The sequence below is a fragment of the Amycolatopsis sp. NBC_01488 genome, from assembly GCF_036227105.1.
GTDB lineage: Bacteria > Actinomycetota > Actinomycetes > Mycobacteriales > Pseudonocardiaceae > Amycolatopsis.
In genome coordinates, this window is sequence record NZ_CP109434.1 from 4,182,723 (window position 1) to 4,199,143 (window position 16,421).

Below are 16,421 nucleotides of genomic sequence, written 5' to 3' on the forward strand. Positions count from 1 at the left end.
GTGGGCACGGTCATCGGCGTGGTCGCCGCCGTCGTCATCGGAGGCGGTCTCGCGACCGGAGCCGGGTTCGCCCTCACCCAGGGCGCCGACCCGGACAGCTCCGCCCAGGTGCAGCAACAGCTCAACGCGCAGGTGAAGTACAACCCCGCCGACCACCCGAACAAGATCTACGGGAACCGCTGACGCGGTGACCTGGCTCGCCTCCGACCACGCGCACCGCGTCGTCGGGCTCTACGGCGACCCCACCGTTTCGTGGAGCATCCTCCTCGAAGCGGACCTCGGCACGGCCGCTCCCGAACCGGAGAAGCTCCGGGCCCGGCTTGCGGCCGCCGTCCAGCAGTACCCGCACCTCGGTGCCGTGCCGGACATCGAGCGGGCCACCGACCTGCCGGCCACGCGCGACCGCTTCGCTTCGGCGCCTTACGAACGCGGTGCGCCGCTCCTGCGCGTCGCGGTCGGCGAACCCACTCTCCTCATCGCCGCGCACCACGGCGCCCTCGACGGTCTCGGTCTGCTCTCGCTGCTCGGCATCCTGCTCGACGTCCCGGTTTCCTCGGCGGCGACCGGGATCGGCGAGCGCGCCGGCGGCAAGCCCTTCGCCCTTTCGGCCGTCCAGCGGCTCGCTGAGGCGCTTTTCGCGCCCCCGGGCCGGATCGCACCCGACCGGCGGACCGAAGCCGGGGGAGACGTCTTCGCGGCCCGGCACGAGCCACGGCTGCGGCTGGGGGCCGCCGGGTTCGTCGCGGCCGCCGCCCGCGCCACCGAAGGCTGGAACCGCGCCCACGGCGCCCGCACCGCTCGCGTGGTGGCCGCGCTGGGCGCGTCGTGGCGGTCGGGAGCCGCGCCGGAACCGGTGCACGACAGCGCGTTCTTCCGGCTGCGGCTGCGCCCCGGCGCGGACGTCACGGCCGTCCTGGCGGCCCAGCCGCCGGAACCGGACTTCCCGGCCCGCAGCAGCCGGCTCGCCCGGCTGGGCACGCGGCTGCTGGCGAGCCGGCTCGGGTCGACGTTCCTGGTGTCCAACCTCGGCGTGGTGTCCACCGGGGACACCGTGCGCTCGCTGGCGTTCTACCCCGCCGCGAGCGGCCGCTCAGGCGTGGCGTTCGGCGCGGCGACCACCGGGGACACCACCACGGTCACCGTGCGGGCCCGCCGCAAGGACTTCGACGCGGCCGCCGCCGCGCGGCTGCTGGACGAGTTCCGGGACGCGGTACGGGACCAGCCGCCGCGGCCGGGGCGCCGGGCGTCCGGAGACGTCCCGGACCAGTGACGCGAACTGCCCGACGCTCGCGTCCCAGCTGAACTGCCCGGCCCGCTCGGCGCCGGCCAGGCCCATCTCCGCGCGGCGCAGCCCGTCGGCGAGCAGGCCGTCGACCTGGGCGGTGAAGTCGTCGAAGTCCTCGGCCAGCAGGCCGGTGCGACCCTCCACGATGGACTCGGCGACACCGCCCGCCGCGCGGTAGGCGACCGACGGGACGCCGTGCGCCGCGGCCTCCATGATGACGATGCCCCAACCCTCCTTGACCGACGGGCACAGGTGCAGCCACGACCGCGCGAGGATCTCGTGCTTGGCGTGCTCGTCGACCCAGCCGTGCAGGACGACGCGGTCCGCCACCCCGCGCGAAGCCGCGTGCGCGCGCAGGACCTCGTCCCACGGCCCCTGGCCGACGACCTCGAGCTTCAGGTCCGGCCAGCGCCGCGCCAGCCGCGCGACGACGTCGATGGCGTGCTCGATCCGCTTGTGCGGCACCAGCCTGCTCACCGCGACCAGCGTCGGCGTGGCGTCGCGCTCGGCCGCGCACTCCGGCGGCGCGTCGAGCCCGTTCGGCACCACGGTGACGCGCTCGCGCTCGACCCCGAGGCCCGCCAGCTCCGCCTTGGTGACCTCGGAAACCGTGGCGTAGCGGCACTCGCGGAACAGCCACGGCGCCAGCCGCGACTCGATCCACCAGCCGACCCGGCCCAGCGTCTCGCCGAGCGCGCTGATCCACTGTTCCTTGTGGACGTGGTGCACGAGCACCAGCACCGGACAGCCGGCGACCAGCCGGGCGAAGAACGGCATCCCGTTCTGCACGTCGACCACCAGGTCGGCGCCGGCCCGGCGGATGGCGCGCAGCGCGTGCGCGTACACGCCGAACTTGTTGCCGCGCCGCCGGTAGCGGACGCCGTCGCGCCACTCGCCGTTGGTCGCGCCCGGGTAGGCCGCGCACTGGATTTCGACCCGGTACCCGGCTCTCGCGAGCCCTTCGGCCATCCGCTCGACGTATCGCTCCGACCCGCCGCCTTCGGGGTGGCCGGTGTCGCGCCAGTTGACGAGGAGCACTCGAGGTCGTTCCATCGGGTTATCCAAACTGTAGCGACGATGCTAGGTTACCGGTGCGTACACAGTAGAGGAACGTATTCGGGAAAGCGACGGTTCAATGGTAGGTAATCCGGTTCTCGACCGACCTCATCGAGCCACGCTGGCGCGTTCCGTGACGCTGTTCCGCACGTTCCTCACCGAGCAGACCGACCCGGACGGCTTCTATTCCGCGCTGGCCGCCGACTCGGTCCGGCAATTGGCGGCACACGCTCCGCTGTCCGGGCGCACGGTCCTCGACGTCGGCGGCGGCCCCGGCTACTTCTCCGACGCGTTCCGCGCGGCCGGCGCCGTCTACCTCGGCCTCGACCCGGACGTCGGCGAGCTGTCCGCGCGGGGCGAGCCCGGCGAGAACATGATCCGCGCCAGCGGCACGGAACTGCCCGTGCGCACCGGGTCCGTCGACGTCTGCTACTCGTCGAACGTGCTCGAGCACGTCAGCGAGCCGTGGGTGATGCTCGACGAGATGTGCCGGGTCACCAAACCCGGCGGCACGGTCTTCGCGTCCTTCACGCCGTGGTACTCGCCGTGGGGCGGCCACGAGACCGCGCCGTGGCATTTCTTCGGCGGGCACTACGCCCGGCGGCGGTATTTCCGGAAACTCGGTAAGCAGCCGAAGAACAAATTCGGCGAAAGCCTGTTCCCGGTTTCGGTCGGCGCCGCGCTCCGCTGGGCGCAGGCGACGCCGCTGGCCGATTTGGTGGCCGGGTACCCGCGTTATCACCCGGGCTGGGCGATGTGGATCGTGCGGGTTCCCGGCCTCCGCGAAATCGCTTCCTGGAATCTGGTCCTGGTCCTGCGTCGACGGTGACAACCGGGGCTCCGGCCACCCGGGACCCCCTCGAGATGTGGGGGTCAGCGGTCCGCGCCGACCGGCACCCGGTGCCGCCGCTGCGGCGGGGCGGGCGGTTCGGCGGGCCGCCGCCGGATCAGCAGGACGATCGCGACGATGATCAGCACGCCACCGCCGATGCCGAGCCAGAGCGGGCCGGTGCTCGAGAGGAACTCCAGCTTGCCCTTGTTCTGGTTGATCTGGTCGACCATCTGCGAGATGGTCTTCCCGCTGTAGGCGAGTGTCCCGTCGAACACGACCGTCGAGCTGCCGCTGGTGCCGACGCGCAGCTCCTGGTGCTGCTGTTGCTGCTGGTTGACCTCGACGCCGGTGACCGGCTCCACCCACATCGTGGTGACGCCGCGGTAGTAGAGGTCGGCGTCCACGGTGGACTGGTCGGAGCCGACCAGCGAGCCGGGCACCTTCTTCGAGTCGAGCTTCGTGTCGGGGATGTCCTGGACGAACTTGTAGGTCTCGATCCCGTTCACCGTCTCGGTGCCGGTGTAGCGGGCGGTGACGGCCGTGCCGGTGTTGTCGTCGTAGACCTTGTAGTCCTTCTGCTCGGTGCCGAAGGGGAACTTGAAGTTCAGGCCGGGCTGCGCCTTGTCGATGGTCGTCTCGGGCGGCTTCTGGCCGTCCTTGTCGGCCTTGTCCTGCAACTGGGTGACGTAGCTGCTGTGGGCGTCGCACTGCGGGTCCGTGACGCCGTGCGGGTCGTAGCCCTCACCGGTGCGCCGGTCGAAACAGACCTGCCGCTTGCTCGCGCTGAGCACCGTGCCGTCGGCGTCGTCGGTGACCTGCACCGCGAGCAGCCAGACCGCGTAGTCGGTGTCCTGGTGCATCTCCGGCGCGCTGAAGTTCGCCTGCACGTGCGCCGTGGCGGTCAGCTTCGCGTTGTCGCGGATCTGCGAGACCGGGCCGGACCCGTTGTCGGTCACGGCGAGGACCTTGCTCGCGGTGCCCTCGAGCACCGACGTGGAGTCCTGGTCCAGGGGCACCTTGGCGAGCTTGGGGTAGACGTAGGTGGGGAGGAGCACCGCTCCCGCGACCGCGAAAACGCCCAATGCCAGCAAGATCAGGCCGAAAGCACGTCGCAACGGTCCTCCTGGGTCGTCTTCGTCGACACGCAAATTACCCGACGGTAATCAGGTGCTGCGGATAGTGGCCCGCGCCACGCCGCGCGTCAAAGTGTGACCGGCGGTCACAGACACGCGGTGCCACCGGAAGGTCGCATGGGGACGGCCGTTCGGACCAAGCGACCAAACATGTTTGTTCCCGGGCACAACGGGCACGGGCTCACCATCGGACGATCCTCCCGCCCGCCGCGCCGTACCGCAAAGGAGAACATCCCTTTTGCTCCAGGACCCTTCGATGGTCGCCATCGCGGCGACCGCGCGCTGGCGGGCCCGGATCGTGGCGGCGGCCGCGAGCGCCGGAATCACGCTCACCGATCCGCTGGCCGGCGTGCCCGGCATCCGGGTGCTCGCCTGCACTCCGGGCGACCTCGGCGTGATCGTGCCGAAGCTCGGCGGCGAGCCGTCCCGGGCGGCGATCGGCGCGCACTCGGACTCGATCGCCGACCGCGAGCTGCGCGACGCCGTTGCCGACGTCGCGGCGCTGCTTTCCCTGCACGGCAACGTGGTGCTCGACCTCGACGCCGGCGGCCGCCGTCGCCCGGCGCCCCGGCCGGACGTGGTCGTCTCGGCGGGTGTGGACCGTCCCCAGTGGACGGAGCCGGCGGTGACGCTCCCGGTGGGCACGGACCGGCGCGGGGATCCGCTCACGGTGGCGCTCACCGCCGGTCCCGGCTTCGAGGGCACGCTGCTGGAATTGGCCCGCCTGGTCCAGGCGGACGCGGCTCAGCCGGTCTGCCGCGGCCGGTCGTGAGTGAGAAACAGGGTTAGTACACTGTTTCCCACTCACGACTCCGGTGCTCGGTGATCAGGACTTCGTCCGCCCGTAGGTCATGTGCGGATCGCTGCCGCCGCAGCAGGTTCCGGCCTTCGCCGTCCGGAACCACCCGGGGGCCGGCCCTAGTCGTCGACCCACTCCAGGAGGTCGCCGGGCTGGCAGCCGAGCACGCGGCACATGGCTTCGAGGGTGCTGAAGCGCACCGCCTTCGCGCGGCCGTTCTTCAGCACCGCCACGTTGGCCGGGGTCAGCCCGACCTTCTCGGCGAACTCCCCGACGCTCAGCTTGCGCTTGGCCAGCTCGACGTCGATGCGCACGACGATCGCCATCAGATGACCGCTTCCAGGTCGGAGCGCAGGGTGGTGGCCTGCCGCAGCAGGGCGCGCATGACCACCATCAGCAGCCCGAGCACGGTGATGCCGACGGTCACCAGGGTCAGCACCATCGGCATCCCGGGGTCGTCGGCGTTGAAGCCGACGAAGACCAGCATGCCGACGACCACCCAGGCCGCGGCCACGGCCCAGACGATCGCGTCGACCCACTTCAGGGACGCGGTGGTGAAGATGCGGTCCTTCTTGACCAACGTCAGCAGCTTCCAGGTCGCGACGAGCACCACCTGGACGCACAGCACCAGGAACACCGCGATGGCGGTCAGCGGCCAGCGCAGGTTCGCGTCGTGCGGGTTCTGGCTCGTCGAGTAGGCGATCCCGCCCGGCAGCGAGAGCGTCTGGAACACGAGGAGGACGCCGAACAGCACGACCAGGAAGACCCGGAGCGCGGCAACGGCGCGTCTTTCGGTGAGCATGCGACGACTATCGCCGCTGATCTATCGAAAGTCAATCGGTAGTTGTCGATCTACGATGGTTCCGGGTCCAGCCGTACCGATTCGAGTGCGACGTACAGCTCGCCGATGTCCACCGGGTCGGTCAGGTCGCGCTTGGTCAGGTCCTGCACGCGGCGCAGCCGGTAGCGGACCGTGTTGGGGTGCACGAACAAGCGGTCCGCGGCCTCCTTCGCCGAGCCGTGGCCGGCGAACCACGCGAGCAGCGTGTCGAGCAGGACCTTGCGCTCGGCGCCGGGCAGGGCGAGCACGCCGGCCAGCGCCGCCCGCACGACGTCGCGGGCCATCCCCGGCGCGGCGGCGACCAGCGTCGTCACCGGCGAGTCGCCGAACACCACCACACCCGCCGTCCCCGATGGCAGCGAGCGGCGGGCGATCCGGGCCCGGTGCAGCGCGTCCGGGACGTCGGGGAAGCCGCTGAACGGCTTGCTCATCCCGGCCGCCACGGGCAGCGAGCCGAGCACTTCGCGCAGCCGCCGGACGTCCTCGATGCGGTCGATCGCGACCAGGCCCGCCTCGCCGCCGGGCCGCCAGGCCGAGCGCCAGCGGCGGGCACGCAGCAGCGCCTCGACGGTGTCGTGCTCGTCCGGCTCGACGCGTTCGGTGACCACCACGACGAACATGCCCGCGGTCGGCAGGCCCAGCTCCCGGGCGGCGGCCTCCATGTCGGCCTGGCTGGGGAGCCGGCCGCGGAGCAGGTCGTCCAGCCGTCGCGCGTCGGCGTGCGACGGCTCGGCCGCGACCTCCTCGTACGCCGTGGTCAGCGCGTCGGAGTAGAGGTCGATCGCCTTCCAGACGTAGGAGTTGATCTCGATCGTCCGGGTGGGGTTGAGGAACTCCGGGCCGGCCAGCTCGAGCAGGGCCTCGTAGACGAAGGTGCCGCCGATCCGGAAGGCGCGCAGCACGGCGGGCAGCGGGATGCCCCGCCGCGCCTGGACGAGCCCGGTCTTGCGGGCGGCGTCGAGGGCGAGGCCGCGGCCCTCGGCCAGCGCGGTGAGCGCGCGTTCGAGGTTGGCGTGGCAGACCTGCCGCAGCTCGTCGGGCGCGGCGTGGTCGACCTGCCGGTAGAACTCGTCTTCCGCGCTGAGGAGCCGGGCGAGCCGGTCGGCGAACTCGGGCAGCCTGGACAGCATCTCGCGCACCAGCTCGCGGTGTTCGCGAGGTACCGGCCTGGCCAGAGCTTCGATGCCCATTCCTCACTTTAGCTCGGGTCCGCGGCCCGGGACACGCACGAACTTGAGCAAAATTCATGTCCATTGAGTGGTCGGCCCCGGTGAGGGGTTGACGCGACGATCGACTCACCAAGGCTTGCACGCGGCGAGGTAGAACTGCTCTTCCGGTCGGGCCTCGGGGTGGCTCGGCACGTAGCGCACCACTTCCCGGTAGGCGATCTCCAGCCCGGCTCCTTCGAGCCGCGCGACGAAGGTCTCCGGCGGGTAGCTGCTGGTCCGGACCGGGTGCCCGAGGAAGCGGAAGTCGCGCTCTTCCACGTCCGCCGCGATCGTGCCGAGCACGAAGCAGCCGCCGGGAGCGAGCCAGGAAGCCGCTTTCTCCAGCGCGGCATCGAGTTCGGCGCGGGTCAGCTGCAGCAGCGAGAAGAACGCCGCGACCACGTCCAGGCTCCCGGGCGGCTGTGTCAGTGCGCGGAGATCGGCCTGCTCGAACCGGGCGGCCGGGACCTCGGCCCGCGCGATCTCCACCATCCGCGCGGAAACGTCGTAGCCGGTGACGGCGTGCCCGGCGGCCGAAAGGGTCTGCGCGACCGGCCGGCCGGTGCCCGAGCCGAGGTCGACGACCGTGGCGCGGGCGGGGAGGCGGTCGAGCAGCCAGGCGAGCACCGCGTGCTGTCCCGGCTGGTCGGGGAAGGCGCGTTCGTAGTCCTTGCCGAGCGCGTCGAAGACTTCGGCGGCGGTTTCGGGGCGCGTCACGGGTCCAACCCTGCCAGACGTTCGGTTGCGCAACTTCCGTACCGATATGCGCAACTATCGAGTAAGTTCCAGCAAAACCTTGTGTGAGAGGCCGGCCGCGACCTAATCTGCCGCGGCACTCCACTCGAGAATCGAGGTCCCGCGATGGCGCGACGCACCTTCGGAACCGTGCTCGCCGTGGTCGTCACCCTGCTTTCGGTGGCCACGCCCGCGTCGGCCGCCGCCCGGCCGGTCGTGACGCGGGCCGCGCTCGATCCGGCCCTGGTCGCCGGGCGCGGCGCGAACGTCGGCTTCCTCGAGCAGGAGGCGGAGAACGCCCGCACCGACGGCGTCGTGATCGGCCCGGACCGCTCGGCCTACACGCTCCCGTCCGAAGCGTCCGGTCGCCGGGCGGTCCGGCTGGCGCCAGGGCAGTACGTCGAGTTCACGCTGCCCGCGGCGGCGAACGCGATCACCGTCCGGTACAGCATCCCGGACGCGCCGCACGGCGGCGGGATCACCGCGCCGCTCGACGTCACCGTGAACGGCGCGCAGCGGCAGCGGATGACGCTGACCTCGCAGTACTCCTGGCTGTACAACCAGTACCCGTTCACCAACGACCCGGACGCGGAAATGCTGCACCCGGACTGGTGGATCACCGAGTGCTCGTGCGTCCCCGCGGCGACCACGCCGCCGCCGGTGATCACCAAACCGTTCCGCCCCAGCCACTTCTACGACGAGCAGCGGCTCCTGCTCGGCTCGACCCACCGGGCGGGCGACAAGGTGCGCCTGACCGCGTCGGCCGGTGCCGCGTGGACGGTCGTCGACCTGCTCGACTCCGAACTCGTCGCGCCGCCGCGCGTGGACCGCTTGGCGGCCAACGTGCTCCTCTTCGGCGCCGACCCGACCGGCCACCGCGACTCGGCCGACGCGCTCGACCGCGCCATCGCCTTCGCCCGGCGCGCGCACCTCAAGGTGTACCTGCCGCCGGGGACCTACCAGGTCAACCGGCACATCCTCGTCGACGACGTCACGATCGAAGGCGCCGGCAGCTGGTACACGATCGTCAAGGGACACGAGGTGGCACTGAGCACCCCGGCGCCCGACGGTTCGGTGCACACCGGAGTCGGCTTCTACGGCGACAACGCGTCGAACGTCCACCTTTCGGGGTTCGCGATCGAGGGTGACGTCCGGGAGCGCGTCGACACCGACCAGGTCAACGCGATCGGCGGCGCGCTCAGCGATTCCACTGTGGACGGTCTGTACCTGCACCACACCAAGGTCGGCATGTGGTTCGACGGGCCGATGCGGAACACGCGGATCACCGGCAACGTCATCGCCGACCAGGTCGCCGACGGGCTGAACTTCCACACGGGCGTGACGGATTCGGTGGTGGCGAACAACTTCGTCCGCAACACCGGCGACGACGGCCTGGCCATGTGGTCGGAGAAGACCCAGGATGCGCGGAACACGTTCGACCACAACACCGTCCAGACACCGGTGCTGGCCAACGGCATCGCTCTGTACGGCGGCGCGGACAACACCGTGTCGGGCAACCTGGTCGCCGATCCGATCCGCGAAGGCAGTGCGATCCAGGTCGGCTCGCGGTTCGGCGCGGAAGCATTCGCGGGGACGCTGCGGATCGCGGACAACACGACGGTCCGGGCGGGGACGTTCGAGCTGAACTGGAAGATCGGGCTCGGCGCGATCTGGTTCTACGCGCTGGAGAAGGACATCGCCGCGGACATCTCGGTGACCGGCGATCACTTCCTCGACACCACCTACAACGCGATCATGCTGGTCAGCGACTTCCCGGTGAAGGACAAGTACACGATCAGCGGGCTCCGGTTCGCGGACCTGCGGGTCGACGGCACCGGGACGTCGGTCCTCAGCGCCCGGTCGGCGGGGTCGGCGTCGTTCCGGAACGTCGACGCGCGCAACGTCGGTGCCGTGGCGGTGAACAACTGCGGGTCGTTCAACTTCCCGGCCACGGGATCGGAGTTCTCGCTGACGGACCTGGGCGGCAACGAGAGCTGGCTGGCGCCCTGGCTGCTCCCGAACACGATCACCTGTGACGACCGGCCGCCGGTCGTCCCGCCTCCGCCGCCGGCCGGCTGGTGAGCGCCCGCTAGGGTCACGCCGTGGCTGGTTTGCGGGGTGTCTTCGCCGGGTTCGGGAAGAGCAGGGCGTTCGCGGTGCTCGGGCGGGCGCTCGTGCCCGCCGATCGGCTGCTGCTGCGGATCAGCGGTGGCCGGGTCGGCGTCGGCGCGGCCGTCGGACTGAAGACTCTCCTGCTCACCACGATCGGCCGCCGCAGTGGGGAACCCCGGCAGGTGCCGCTGCTCTACGTCGAGCGCGCGGGTGGTTACGTCGTCATCGGCTCCAACTGGGGCGGCGAGGCGCATCCCGCGTGGTCGGCGAACCTGCTGGCCCAGCCGAAGGCGACGGTCGCCGTCGGCGGCCGGACCGGCGAGGTCACCGGGCGGCTCCTGACCGGCGACGAGCGGCAGGAGATGTGGGACGCCGTCGCGGCGTACTGGCCCGCCTACGACCGCTACGCCGTGCGGGCCGAGCACCGCGAAATCCGCGTCTTCCTGCTGGAGCCCGTCAGCCGATGAGGTCGGTCTGACGGATCCGGTACACCTGCAGCCGCAAGTTGTAGTACTTCTCCGTCTCGCCGACCCACTGCATGCCGAGCCGCTTCGCGACGGCGATCGCACGCGTGTTGTTCGGCCGCGCGACGGCGAACAGCTCCTCGGTGTCCTGGGTGAACGCCCACTCGATCAACGCCGTCGCCGCCTCGGACGCGTAGCCCTGGCCCCAGACGCCGGGGCTGAGCTGCCAGCTGAGCTCGAGGTCCTCTTCGAACGGCGGCAGCAGCCGGATGCCGAGGCCGCCGATCACCACGCCGTCCTCCTTGCGCTCGACGGCCCAGCGCCCCCGCGGCGGCGGCAGGTTCGGCTGCGTTTCCTGCCACGCGTGCAGCACCGAGCGCATCGCCGCGATGTCGCCGACGCGCTCCATGGCCGGGGTCAGCCAGTGCGTCACGTCCTCCGCGCCGTAGATCTCGAACGCGGCTTCGGCGTCGTCCACCGTCCAGTCCCGGATCACGAGCCGGTCGGTGCTCAGCGGGATCTCCATACCAGGACGCTACGCCGGGCGACCCCCGATTGTTCCCGGTTCGGACGGAGGTCACTCCGGGCCTAGAGTCAGCCCGTGGACGATCTGCGTGACCTCCTGGCCCGCGCCGCCGAGCTGGCCGCCGACCACCGGGAAAGCCTCGCCGGGCGCCCCGTCGCCCGGGCCGTCGACCCCGCCGCCCTGCGCGACGCCTTCGGCGGTCCGCTTCCGAAAGACCCCACCGCACCCGAAGCCGTCCTGGAAGAACTGGCGCGCGTGGCCGAGCCCGGCCTCGTCGCCACCGCCGGACCGCGGTTCTTCGGCTTCGTCGTCGGCGGCGCGCTCCCCGCCGCCACGGCTGCCGACGTCCTCGCCACCGGCTGGGACCAGAACGGCTTCAACGCCGTGCTCTCCCCGGCCGCGGCCGCCGCCGAAGAGGCCGCCGGAGCGTGGCTGAAGGACCTGCTCGGCCTCCCCGCCACCGCTTCCGCCGGCTTCGTCACCGGCGGGCAGGCCGCGAACACCGTCGGGCTGGCCGCCGCCCGCCACCACGTGCTCGCCGAAGCCGGCTGGGACGTCGAGCGCGACGGGCTCGGCGGCGCCCCGCGCGTCCGCGTCGTCGCGAGCGAGGAGCGGCACGCCACCGTCGACCGCGCTCTGCGGCTGCTCGGCTTCGGCACGCGGGCCGTCGAACCGGTCGAAGCCGGGCCGCAAGGCGCCATCGACATCGACGACCTCGCGCGGAAAACCGGCGACGGTCCCACGATCGTCTGCCTGCAGGCCGGGAACGTGAACACCGGCGCCTGCGACGACCTCCGGGCGGCCCGCGCGGTCGCGAAGGACGCCTGGATCCACGTCGACGGCGCCTTCGGCCTCTGGGCCGCCGCCAACCCCAGTACGGCGCCGCTGCTCGACGGCGTCGAACTGGCCGACTCCTGGGCCTGCGACGGGCACAAGTGGCTGAACGTCCCCTACGACTCGGGGTTCGTCTTCTGCGCGCGCCCCGGGGTCCACGCCGAGACGATCGCCTACCGCGCCGCCTACCTGACCGGCGCCGGCGAGGTGTCCGGCATGGGCGACCTGACGCTGGAGTCGTCGTGCCGCGCCCGCGGCTTCGCGGTCTGGGCGGCGCTGCGCGAACTGGGCCGTGACGGCGTCGCCGAACTGGTCGACCGCTGCTGCCGGCTGGCGCGCCGCTTCGCGGAAGCCCTCGCCGACGGCGGCGCCGAGATCGCCAACGACGTCGTCCTCAACCAGGTCCCGGCTTCCTTCGGTGCCGACGCGCGCACCGACGCGGTCATCCGGAAGGTCCAGGACGACGGCACCTGCTGGCTCGGTGGCACCACCTGGCGCGGCCGCCGCTACCTGCGGATCTCCGTGTCGAACTGGACGACGACGGAGGCGGACGTCGACCGCTCGGCCGCGGCGATCCTCCGGCTGGCCGCTCAGTAGCCTCCGCGCACCGAGAGGGTGTCGCGCCGCCAGGCGATCCGCTTTTCCTTGCCGGTCGGCCAGCTCGACGAGAGCCGCCGCCGGACGCTGCCGAGCGCGCCCAGCCGCACGAGGTCGACGCGGGGTCCCTGCGTGGACAACGCGCTCACCTCGGCCGCGGTGAGCGGGACGTAGTCGAAGTACTGCGCGTCCTCGCCGCCGGTCCCGTCGGTGAACTCCGTGAAGATCGCGGCGAATGCCTGCCCGCATTCCGGACATTCGCGCAGTGCGATGGAGAAATGCGACTGCTCGACCAGGCGGTGGGTCTCACGCAAGCGCGTCGTGCAGAACGCCATCGCGGTCAGGGCGTCTTCGCCGGAGCAGCGCGCGCAGCCGAACTCGGTCATCGGCCGATCATCGCACGCCGTGAATCCGCACCCGGCTGCGGGGGTACCGGGAAACCCTTTGACCGCAACGATTCACTCTGGTCCGCAGTGGTCTGGACCTGTTAGCCTCAGCGCGTCCGCCGGCCGGCTCGCCGAAGGGCTGTGACCCTGAAGGGAAATCCCATGCTCCGCATGAGAAAAAGCATCGCCGCCGCCGCACTGGCGCTGGCCGGTGCCGCCGTCGTCGCGCCACCCGCGGAAGCCGGGCCGGCTCAGGGCAAGGTGATGGCCTACTTCGCCGACTGGGACGTCTACGCCCGCAATTACCACGTCAAGGACATCGAAACGTCCGGTTCGGCCGCGAAGCTGACCCACGTCAACTACGCGTTCGGCAACGTCTCCAACGGCCAGTGCGCCGTCGGCGACCCCTGGGCCGACCACGACATGCCCTACGACGCGGCCACGAGCGTCAACGGCCAGGCCGACAGCACCGACCCCGGCGCGCTGCACGGCAGCTTCAACCAGCTCCTGGAGCTGAAGAAGCTGCACCCGAAGCTCAAGGTGATCTGGTCGTTCGGCGGCTGGACCTGGTCGAGCGGCTTCACCGAGGCGGCGAAGAACCCGGCCGCGTTCGCCGCGTCCTGCTACAACCTCGTCAACGACCCGCGCTGGGCGGGCCTCTTCGACGGCATCGACATCGACTGGGAATACCCGAACGCCTGCGGCAACACCTGCGACACCAGCGGGCCGAAGGCCTTCACGGGCCTGGTCGAGGCGCTGCGCGCGAAGTTCGGGCACCAGCTCGTCACGGCCGCGATCACCGCGGACGGCTCGAAGAACGGCAAGATCGACGCGACCGACTACGCCGGGGCGAGCCGCTACCTCGACTGGTACAACGTGATGACCTACGACTACTTCGTCGCCGGCGCCAGCCCGACCGGGCCCACCGCGCCGCACTCGCCGCTGCGCGCCTACCCCGGCATCCCGACCGCCGGGTTCTACGCCGACGCGGCGATCCAGAAGCTGCGCCACCAGGGCGTGCCGTCGTCGAAGATGCTGCTGGGTCTCGGGTTCTACGGCCGAGGCTGGGACGGCGTGACGCAGAAGCAGCCGGGCGGCACCGCCACCGGCCCGGCGCCGGGCACGTACGAAGCGGGCGTCGAGGACTACAAGGTGCTCAAGACGACCTGCCCGGCGAACGGCAAGATCGCCGGTACGGCGTACGCGAAGTGCGGCTCGCAGTGGTGGAGCTACGACACGCCCGAGACGGCGTCGGCCAAGGCCGGCTACGCGAAGTCGCAGGGGCTGGGCGGCGTGTTCGCCTGGGAGCTGTCGGGTGACACCGCCACTGCGGAACTGCTGCGAGCCATCGCCGGCCGCTGCTGAAACAGAAGCTGGAGGGCCCGGGCGCGAACCCGCCCGGGCCCTTCGTCCATTCAGGATCGCTTCGGGAAGCCGCTGCGCCGCGCGCCGAGCACCACGGCGAGCACCGGCAGCAGCAGCCCGAGCAGCGTCCACGGGAACGACGCCGGCCCGGCGGCGTCGAGCAGGACGCCGCCGAGCACGCCGCCCGCGGCCATCGCCGCGTTCCACAGCGTGACGAGCATGGCCTGCGCGTTGTCCGCCGCGTCGCCGCCCGCGTTCCCGGCGGCGGTCTGCAGCAGCGTCGGGACGCCGCCCCAGCCGAGGCCCCACAGCGCGACGGCGGCGTAGACCGGTGCCGGGCTGCTCGCCGCGGTCGCCAGGATGGTCGCGGCCACCGCCACGAGGATCGTGCTGAGGACGGTCAGCGTGCGCAGCGCGCGGTCGATCCGCGCGCCGACGACCCAGATCCCGGCCATCGACGCGACGCCGAACACCAGCAGCACGACGTCCACCGCGTCGCCCATCCCGGCGTGGCCGAGGAACGCGGCGACGTAGGTGTAGAGCACCGTGTGGGCCAGCACGAACACGAGCGTCACGGCCAGGACGGGCACGACGCCCGGCACGGCGAGCGTGCGCAGGACCGGCACCCGGCCGCTCGTGCGCCCCGGCTGGTTCGGGACCGCGGCGGCGATCCAGGCCAGCAGCACGACCGCGATCGCCGACATGACGCCGAACGCCGAGCGCCAGCCGAGCAGGCCGCCGAGGAACGTCCCGGCCGGGATGCCCAGCGACAGCGCCAGCGGGATGCCCGCCATCACGATCGCGATGGCCCGGCCCTGGCTTTCCGGGGGTGCGAGCCGGCGCGCGTACCCGGCCAGCAGCGCCCAGACGACGCCCGCGGCCACCCCGGCGACGAACCGGGCGACCATGGTGAGCGGGTAGGCGGCAGACAGCGCCGTGACCGTGTTGGCGACGGCGAACCCGGCCACCCCGGCCAGCAGCAGGCGCTTGCGCGGCCAGCGTGCGGTGGCCGCGGCGAGGGGGATCGCGGTGAGGGCCGTGCCGAGGGCGTAGACCGTCACGGCCTGGCCCGCCGCGGACTCGCCGACGCCGAGGCCGGCGCTCATGCCGGGCAGCACGCCGGCGGGCAGCGCCTCGGTGAGCACGGTGACGAACGCGGCGGTGGTGAGGGCGAGGAGGGCGGTGCGGACCGGGCGTGCGGTGGTCGTCATGCCGCTATGCTCGAACCATCACACAGATGTGAAGGTCTACGTGAGGTGGCGCACATGCGGATCGGCGAGCTCGCGGAGCGCACCGGCACGTCGCGGCGGCTGCTGCGGTACTACGAGGAGCAGGGCCTGATCGTCGCGTCGCGCGGCGCGAACGGCTACCGCGACTACGACGAGGCGACGGTCGACCGGGTGATCCAGGTCCGCGGTCTGCTCGACGCCGGGCTGCCCACCCGGATCATCAAACAGATCCTGCCCTGCCTGGACAAGCCCCGCGCGATCTACTTCCCCGACGCGACGCCGGAGATGATCGCGACCCTGGAGGGCGAGCGTGACCGGATGGCGCGGCGCGCGGAGTGCCTGCTGCGCAACCGCGACGCGATTTCCGAGTACCTCGACGCGGTCCGCGAGTACAACCGCGTCTAGCCGTCGTCGTCCGGACGGCGGACCCAGTGCAGCGTGTCGGGCTCCGGCCACCAGCCCGGCGGCTCCGGACGGGGACCGGCGCCCTCTTCGGCCCACCAGCGCGGGGGCGGCTCGTCACCCATGCCCTGACGGTAGGCAGGGCGAGGGTGGCGCACACCGGTCGAGGGCGGCCAACGTCCGGTTCCGGCCGGTTCGGGCGGACCGCGGCCGTGCCCGGGGTTCCGGTCGCCGGGTGCGGCCGGTGGCCGGAAGCGGACAGTGGCCGAATCCGCCCCTGCCGGTGCGCGGTGCCCCGCTTTAGATTGGCGGAGGAAGATCACTTCGCGGGAGGACGAACATGATCAAGCGAGCTCTGGCCGGCCTGGCCGCGGCGGCGGCGATCGGCACGCTGGCCGCGCCGGCGGCGTCCGCGGCCGGCGGCAACGGCGACCCGGCGGTCCGTCCCCCGGGAGTGTGCGTCTGGATCTGGACCGACGGCCCGCCGCAGTGCCGGAAGCTGGAATAGCCCTGGGGCGCGGCCGACAGGGAGGCCGGCCGCACCCCAGCCTTCGGGAGCCGTGCGTCGTAGGCGGCGCCCGGCCTGGCGAAGGGGAGGCGCCGGCGGCCCGGCGGGG

19 protein-coding genes are annotated in these 16,421 nt (G+C 72.0%); 9 read left to right on the plus strand and 10 right to left on the minus strand.

Features of this window, described 5'->3' with window-relative positions:
- A complete protein-coding gene (locus OG738_RS20310; protein ID WP_329055971.1) occupies positions 1 to 183 on the plus strand; it encodes a hypothetical protein in 183 nt (60 codons plus the stop codon).
- Between the two features lie 907 nt (positions 184 to 1,090).
- On the opposite strand, the gene OG738_RS20315 is transcribed toward OG738_RS20310, so the two are convergent.
- Positions 1,091 to 2,323: a glycosyltransferase family 4 protein gene (locus OG738_RS20315; protein WP_329056769.1), complete on the minus strand. Its 1,233-nt coding sequence runs from the start codon at positions 2,321 to 2,323 to the stop codon at positions 1,091 to 1,093.
- Positions 2,324 to 2,474: 151 nt separating this feature from the next.
- Here OG738_RS20315 and OG738_RS20320 point away from each other — a divergent pair, with 151 nt between their 5' ends.
- The gene (locus OG738_RS20320; protein ID WP_329055972.1) at positions 2,475 to 3,170 is read left to right on the plus strand and encodes a class I SAM-dependent methyltransferase; all 696 of its coding nucleotides are present in this window, start codon (positions 2,475 to 2,477) and stop codon (positions 3,168 to 3,170) included.
- Between the two features lie 44 nt (positions 3,171 to 3,214).
- On the opposite strand, the gene OG738_RS20325 is transcribed toward OG738_RS20320, so the two are convergent.
- Positions 3,215 to 4,288, minus strand: coding sequence for a DUF3068 domain-containing protein (locus OG738_RS20325; RefSeq protein ID WP_329055973.1), 1,074 nt, complete (start codon positions 4,286 to 4,288; stop codon positions 3,215 to 3,217).
- 274 nt (positions 4,289 to 4,562) lie between these two features.
- Between OG738_RS20325 and OG738_RS20330 the strand changes: the two genes are divergently transcribed.
- Positions 4,563 to 5,078, plus strand: coding sequence for a hypothetical protein (locus OG738_RS20330; RefSeq protein ID WP_329055974.1), 516 nt, complete (start codon positions 4,563 to 4,565; stop codon positions 5,076 to 5,078).
- A 146-nt stretch (positions 5,079 to 5,224) separates the two neighbouring features.
- On the opposite strand, the gene OG738_RS20335 is transcribed toward OG738_RS20330, so the two are convergent.
- The 4 genes from OG738_RS20335 to OG738_RS20350 all read right to left on the minus strand — a co-directional run bounded on the left by OG738_RS20335 (position 5,225) and on the right by OG738_RS20350 (position 7,871).
- Positions 5,225 to 5,431 carry a helix-turn-helix domain-containing protein gene (locus OG738_RS20335; protein WP_155541518.1) on the minus strand — a complete coding sequence of 69 codons (207 nt, stop codon included), beginning with the start codon at positions 5,429 to 5,431 and terminating at the stop codon, positions 5,225 to 5,227.
- Positions 5,431 to 5,907, minus strand: a complete 477-nt coding sequence (locus OG738_RS20340; protein WP_329055975.1) for a DUF2975 domain-containing protein — start codon at positions 5,905 to 5,907, stop codon at positions 5,431 to 5,433. The genes OG738_RS20335 and OG738_RS20340 overlap by 1 nt, the downstream gene beginning before the upstream one ends.
- Positions 5,908 to 5,957: 50 nt before the next feature.
- Positions 5,958 to 7,136, minus strand: a complete 1,179-nt coding sequence (locus OG738_RS20345; protein ID WP_329055976.1) for a PucR family transcriptional regulator — start codon at positions 7,134 to 7,136, stop codon at positions 5,958 to 5,960.
- Positions 7,137 to 7,241: 105 nt separating this feature from the next.
- Positions 7,242 to 7,871, minus strand: a complete 630-nt coding sequence (locus tag OG738_RS20350) for a class I SAM-dependent DNA methyltransferase (RefSeq protein WP_329055977.1) — start codon at positions 7,869 to 7,871, stop codon at positions 7,242 to 7,244.
- Positions 7,872 to 8,015: 144 nt separating this feature from the next.
- On the opposite strand from OG738_RS20350, the gene OG738_RS20355 reads away from it, so the two are divergent.
- Positions 8,016 to 9,971, plus strand: a complete 1,956-nt coding sequence (locus tag OG738_RS20355) for a glycosyl hydrolase family 28-related protein (RefSeq protein WP_329055978.1) — start codon at positions 8,016 to 8,018, stop codon at positions 9,969 to 9,971.
- Positions 9,972 to 10,000: 29 nt separating this feature from the next.
- Complete coding sequence (locus tag OG738_RS20360; protein WP_329056770.1) at positions 10,001 to 10,468, plus strand: nitroreductase family deazaflavin-dependent oxidoreductase; 468 nt, start codon at positions 10,001 to 10,003, stop codon at positions 10,466 to 10,468.
- On the opposite strand, the gene OG738_RS20365 is transcribed toward OG738_RS20360, so the two are convergent.
- Positions 10,458 to 10,991 carry a GNAT family N-acetyltransferase gene (locus tag OG738_RS20365; protein WP_329055979.1) on the minus strand — a complete coding sequence of 178 codons (534 nt, stop codon included), beginning with the start codon at positions 10,989 to 10,991 and terminating at the stop codon, positions 10,458 to 10,460. The genes OG738_RS20360 and OG738_RS20365 overlap by 11 nt on opposite strands.
- Positions 10,992 to 11,075: 84 nt before the next feature.
- Between OG738_RS20365 and OG738_RS20370 the strand changes: the two genes are divergently transcribed.
- Positions 11,076 to 12,422, plus strand: coding sequence for a pyridoxal phosphate-dependent decarboxylase family protein (locus tag OG738_RS20370; protein ID WP_329056771.1), 1,347 nt, complete (start codon positions 11,076 to 11,078; stop codon positions 12,420 to 12,422).
- On the opposite strand, the gene OG738_RS20375 is transcribed toward OG738_RS20370, so the two are convergent.
- A complete protein-coding gene (locus OG738_RS20375) occupies positions 12,416 to 12,808 on the minus strand; it encodes a hypothetical protein (protein WP_329055980.1) in 393 nt (130 codons plus the stop codon). The genes OG738_RS20370 and OG738_RS20375 overlap by 7 nt on opposite strands.
- A 162-nt stretch (positions 12,809 to 12,970) precedes the next feature.
- Here OG738_RS20375 and OG738_RS20380 point away from each other — a divergent pair, with 162 nt between their 5' ends.
- Entirely contained in the window at positions 12,971 to 14,173 is a 1,203-nt protein-coding gene (locus OG738_RS20380) for a glycoside hydrolase family 18 protein (RefSeq protein ID WP_329055981.1), read from the plus strand.
- A 50-nt stretch (positions 14,174 to 14,223) separates the two neighbouring features.
- Here OG738_RS20380 and OG738_RS20385 read toward each other — a convergent pair whose 3' ends face one another.
- Positions 14,224 to 15,384: an MFS transporter gene (locus OG738_RS20385; protein WP_329055982.1), complete on the minus strand. Its 1,161-nt coding sequence runs from the start codon at positions 15,382 to 15,384 to the stop codon at positions 14,224 to 14,226.
- Between the two features lie 54 nt (positions 15,385 to 15,438).
- On the opposite strand from OG738_RS20385, the gene OG738_RS20390 reads away from it, so the two are divergent.
- On the plus strand, positions 15,439 to 15,807 hold the full coding sequence (locus OG738_RS20390; RefSeq protein WP_329055983.1) for a MerR family transcriptional regulator: 369 nt from the start codon (positions 15,439 to 15,441) through the stop codon (positions 15,805 to 15,807).
- Here OG738_RS20390 and OG738_RS20395 read toward each other — a convergent pair.
- Positions 15,804 to 15,929 (minus strand): hypothetical protein, encoded by a 126-nt coding sequence (locus OG738_RS20395; RefSeq protein ID WP_329055984.1) that lies wholly within the window; start codon positions 15,927 to 15,929, stop codon positions 15,804 to 15,806. The two genes, OG738_RS20390 and OG738_RS20395, sit on opposite strands and share 4 nt — an antisense overlap.
- Before the next feature lie 215 nt (positions 15,930 to 16,144).
- Here OG738_RS20395 and OG738_RS20400 point away from each other — a divergent pair, with 215 nt between their 5' ends.
- Positions 16,145 to 16,312, plus strand: a complete 168-nt coding sequence (locus tag OG738_RS20400) for a hypothetical protein (protein ID WP_329055985.1) — start codon at positions 16,145 to 16,147, stop codon at positions 16,310 to 16,312.
- Positions 16,313 to 16,421 lie beyond the last annotated feature (109 nt).